The sequence below is a fragment of the Micromonospora sp. NPDC049257 genome, assembly GCF_040678915.1.
In the GTDB taxonomy this organism is placed as follows: domain Bacteria; phylum Actinomycetota; class Actinomycetes; order Mycobacteriales; family Micromonosporaceae; genus Micromonospora; species Micromonospora antibiotica.
Map to the genome: position 1 here is coordinate 1 of NZ_JBFAQU010000056.1, position 4,960 is coordinate 4,960.

At 75.0% G+C, this 4,960-nt stretch carries 2 protein-coding genes; both read right to left on the reverse strand.

Annotation, left to right across the window (positions count from 1 at the left end):
- On the reverse strand, positions 1 to 1,824 hold a 1,824-nt coding region (locus AB0K25_RS31650; protein ID WP_363824002.1), incomplete at its 3' end, for a type I polyketide synthase.
- 46 nt (positions 1,825 to 1,870) lie between these two features.
- Complete coding sequence (locus AB0K25_RS31655; protein ID WP_363824004.1) at positions 1,871 to 4,507, reverse strand: SDR family NAD(P)-dependent oxidoreductase; 2,637 nt, start codon at positions 4,505 to 4,507, stop codon at positions 1,871 to 1,873.
- Positions 4,508 to 4,960: the final 453 nt, after the last annotated feature.

Below are 4,960 nucleotides of genomic sequence, written 5' to 3' on the forward strand. Positions count from 1 at the left end.
AACCGCGAACAACGCCGGCTGCGTCCAGCCGGTCTGGTCCAGGAGACCGTCCGGGTCGGTGAACATCACCTCCCGCAGATCACCACCCAGCAACGACCCGAACGCCACACACACCTCATCCAGAGCCTGCGCGAACACCGGGAAGGCTTCCGCCAACTCGCGACCCATCCCCACCCGCTGCGCACCCTGACCGGTGAACAACACCGCCGTACGACCGCCGGTCACCCGACCCGACAGGCCGGTGCCGGCGACCAGGGCGTCGAGGCCGGCGGACAGCTCGGCCCCCTCCCGGCCGACCGCCACCCCCCGGAACTCCAACCCGGCCCGGCCCGCGCCGAGCGAGAACCCGACGTCCACCGGACGCGCATCGGTGCCGGCGGCGAACTCCGCGATCCGGGCGGCCTGGCGGGTCAGCCCCTCGGGGGAGCGTCCCGACACCGGCCAGAGGGTGACCGGTGGCGTCGGTCCCGCCGCGACGGCCTCCACGGGGGGTGCCTGCTCGACGATGAGGTGCACGTTGGTACCGCTGATCCCGAACGACGACACCCCGGCCCGACGGGGCCGGTCCACCGCCGGCCAGTCGACCTGTTCGGTGAGCAGCCGCACGTCCCCGGCGCCCCAGTCGACCTGCCGGGACGGCGTCTCGGCGTGCAGGGTGCGCGGCAGGGTGCCGTGCCGCATCGCCATCACCATCTTGATCACCCCGGCGACCCCGGCGGCGGCCTGGGCGTGCCCGATGTTCGACTTGATCGAGCCGAGGTAGAGCGACCGCTCCCGGTCCCGGCCGTAGGTGGCCAGCACCGCCTGCGCCTCGATCGGGTCACCCAGGGTGGTACCGGTGCCGTGCGCCTCGACCACGTCCACGTCGGCGACGGAGAGCCGGGCGTTGGCCAGCGCCGCCCGGATCACCCGCTGCTGGGCCGGCCCGTTCGGCGCGGTCAACCCGTTCGACGCACCGTCCTGGTTCACCGCCGAACCCCGGATCAGCCCGTAGACGCGGTGCCCGTTGCGCTGCGCGTCGGACAACCGCTCCAGCACCAGCACCCCGACGCCCTCGGCCCAGGCCGCACCGTCCGCACCGTCGCCGAAGGAGCGGCAGCGGCCGTCCGGGGACAGGGCACGTTGCCTGCTGAACTCGACGAACAGTTGTGGGGTGGCCATCACCGCGACCCCACCGGCCAGGGCCAGCCCGCACTCCTCCTTGCGCAGCGACTGGCAGGCCAGGTGCACGGCCACCGACGACGACGAACAGGCGGTGTCGACGGTGATCGCCGGGCCCTCCAGGCCCAGGTTGTAGGCGACCCGACCGGAGACGAGGCTGCCGGAGGTGGTGCTGTCGACGTAGTCGTGGTGCATCACGCCGACGAAGACGCCGGTGGCGCTGCCCTTCATGGCGGTCGGGTCGATCCCGCCGTACTCGAAGGCCTCCCAGGCCGCCTCCAGCAGCAACCGCTGCTGCGGGTCCGTCTCCACCGCCTCCCGGGGGCTCATCCCGAAGAAGCCCGGGTCGAAGTCGGCGGCGTCGTAGAGGAAACCGCCGTGCCGGGTGTAGCTCCTGCCGGGTTTGCCGGGCTCCGGGTCGTAGACGCCGTCGACGTCCCAGCCCCGGTCGGTGGGGAAGCCGGAGATGGCGTCGGTGCCGTCGGCGACGAGCCGCCACAGGTCCTCCGGCGACCGGACCCCACCGGGGTAGCGGCAGCCCATGCCGACGATCGCGATCGGCTCCTGGTCCCGGCTCTCCACCTCACGCAGCCGCCGGTTGGCCTGTTGCAGTTCGGCGGTGGCGCGCTTGAGGAAGGTCCGGAGCTTGTCGTCGTTCGCCATCGTTCACACCAATCTTTCCCGCGCCGGAGGTTCGTCGAGACTGCCGTCAGGAGATGCCGAGCTCGTTCTCCAGCACGTCGAACAGTTCCTCGTCGGTGGCGGACTCGTAGTCGTGCGGGGTGTCGTCGTCGGGGCGGCCGGCCCGGTCCTGCCAGCCGCGCAGCACCGCCTCCAGCCGGGCGGTCAGCCGGGCGTGCTCGTCGCCGGGCACCTCGGCCAGGGCCTTCTCCAGCCGGTCGAGGTCGGCGAGGACCGCACCGGCCGGGTCGGCGTCGGGCACCACCAGTTCGGCCTTGAGCGCGCGGGCCAGGGCGGTGGGCTCGGGGTGGTCGAAGACGAGGGTGGCGGGCAGCCGCAGCCCGGTGACGGTGCTGAGCACGTTGCGGAACTCGACGGCGGCGAGGGAGTCGAACCCGAGGTCCTTGAACGCCCGCCCGGGTTCCACCGACGCCGGGCCGGGGAAACCCAGCACGGCGGCGGCGTGCGTGCGGACCAGGTCGAGCAGCAGGGTCTCCCGGTCGGTGTCGGAGAGCCCGGCGAGCCGCTGCGCCAGCGGGGGGCCGCCGGCCGGCGCGGCACCGGCGGTGGGCCGGGCCGGGGTGCGGACCAGGCCGCGCAGCACGGCCGGCAGCGCGTCGGTGCGCCGCCGCAGCGCGTCCAGGTCGACCCGCACCGGTACGGCGGTGGCCCGGCCGGCGGCGACGGCCGCGTCGAACAGCTCCAGTCCCTCGTCGGTGGTCATCGCGGGCATCCCGAGCCGGCGCATCCGGTGCAGGTCGGCGTCGTCGAGGTGACCGCCCATCCCGGTGCCGGTGGCCCACAGGCCGAAGGCCAGCGAGGTCGCGGGCAGTCCGTCGGCGCGGCGGCGTTGGGCGAGCGCGTCGAGGAAGAGGTTCGCGGCGGCGTAGTTGCCCTGCCCCGCCCCGGCCACCCAGCCGGCCGACGAGGAGAACAGCACGAAGGCGGTCAGGTCGTGGTCGCGGGTGAGGTCGTGCAGGTGCCAGGCGGCGTCCACCTTGGGCCGCAGCACCCGGTGCAGTTGTGCGGGGGTGAGCGCGTCGACCAGGGCGTTCTCGGCGGTGCCGGCGGCGTGCACCACCGCGCCGAGCGGATGCCCGGCGAGCAGGGCGGCGACCGCGTCCCGGTCGGCGACGTCGCAGGCGGCGACCGTCACGTCGGCGCCGGCGGCGGTGAGGTCCGCGACCAGTTCCGCCGCGCCGGGCGTGGCCGCGCCGCTGCGCCCGGTCAACAGCAGCCGGCGTACGCCGTGCCGGGTGACCAGGTGCCGGGCGACGAGGCTGCCCAACCCACCGAGGCCACCGGTGATCAGGACGGTGCCGTCGACGGGCCACGGGCTGTCGGCGGTGGTGTCGACGGGCAGCCGGGCCAGCCGGGGCACCAGCAGTTGCCCGTCCCGGACGGCCACCTCGGGTTCACCGGTGGCCAGGGCCGCCGCGAGGTGGGTGGTGCCGGGTGCGTCGGTGTCGACGAGCACGAACCGGCCGGGGTGTTCGGCTTCGGCGGCCCGGACCAGCCCCCACAGGGCCGCTGCGGCGGGGTCGACCGGGGTGTCACCGGCTCCGACCGCGTCCCGGGTGAGCAGTGCCAGCGTGCTGTGCGCGTACCCCGGGTGGGTGAGCCAGCGGTGCAGCAGCCCCAGCAGGCGTTCGGTGGCCTCGTGCACGGCGGCCGGCGGGGTGCCGGGCGGGTCCAGGGTGACCACGACGGTGTCGGGCGCGGGTTCGGGCAGTTCCGCGTCGATGTCGAGGGCGGTCCAGTCGTCGGTGGCGGCGGCCGGGGTGGGGACGGGCTGCCAGGTCACCTCGTAGAGGTGGCGGTGCCGGCTGCGGGCGGCGGCGCCGAGCGCGTCGGCGGCGACCGGCCGGGCCACCACCTGGTCGATGGTGGCGACCGGGTTGCCGTGCCCGTCGGCGACGGTGACGGCCAGCTTGTCGCCGGTGGCCGGGGAGATCCGGATGCGCAGGGCGGCGGCGTGCGCGGCGTGCAGGGTGACGCCGCGCCAGGAGAACGGCAGTGGGGTGTCGCCCGCGCCCTCGTCGACCAGGTTGGCGTGCAGGGCCGCGTCGAGCAGCGCCGGGTGCAGCAGGAACCGGGGCGCGTCGGCGGCGGCCACCTCGGGCAGCGCCGCCTCGGCCCACACCTCGGCGGCGTCGCCGTCGCCGCGCCGCCACACCGCGCGCAGCCCCTGGAACACCGGCCCGTAGCCGTAGCCGTGGTCACGCAGCCGGTCGTAGAGGCCGTCGAGGTCGACGGGTTCGGCACCGGCGGGCGGCCATTCGGTGAGGTCGGCGGCGGCCGGGTCGGCCCCGGCCTGCCGGACCAGGACCCCTTCGGCGTGCCGGGTCCAGTCGGTCGCGTCGTCGGGCCGGCTCCAGATGCCGAGGGTACGAGCGCCGCTGTCGTCGGCGGCGTCGACGGTGACCCGCAGGGCCAGACCGCCGTCGGTGGGCAGCACCAGCGGCGCGTTGATGGTCAACTCGTCGAGTACCGGGCAGCCGACCTGGTCACCGGCGCGCAGGGCGAGTTCGACCAGCCCGGTGCCGGGGACGAGGACGGTGTCGAAGACCGCGTGGTCGGCGAGCCACGGCTGGGCGGTGCGGGCGAGCCGGCCGGTGAGCACCACACCGCCGGTGTCGGGCAGGTCGACGACGGCACCGAGCATCGGGTGGTCGGCGGGGAACTGGCCGAGCCCGGCGGTGTCGCCGGCCCCGGGTGGCGCGTCGAGCCAGTAGCGCTGGTGTCGGAACGCGTAGGTGGGCAGGTCGATCTGTCGGCCACCCGGGTCGACGGCCGACCAGTCCAGCTCGATCCCACTAGCCCATGCCTGCGCCATCCCGGCCGCGTACGCCGGCACCTGGCCGTCGTCGTGCTGTTGCGCGCTGTCGTCGGGCTGCTGTGCCGGACCGGCCTGGGTGCGTCGACGGCGCTGGAGCGCGATGGCGGTGGCGTCCTCGACGCAGTCGGCGACCATCGCGGTCAGCACACTGTCCGGCCCGATCTCCACGAACCGGGTCACACCCCGGGCCGCCAGAGCGGCCACCGCGTCAGCGAACCGCACGGTCCCCCGCACCTGACCCTGCCAGTACCCGACCGAACCCAACTCCTCGTCGGTGGC

Excerpts from the sequence above, each read along its gene's own strand:
- AB0K25_RS31655 (WP_363824004.1), bottom strand. The coding sequence starts at position 4,507 with ATGCTCGGTGCCGTCGTCGACCTGCCCGACACCGGCGGTGTGGTGCTC.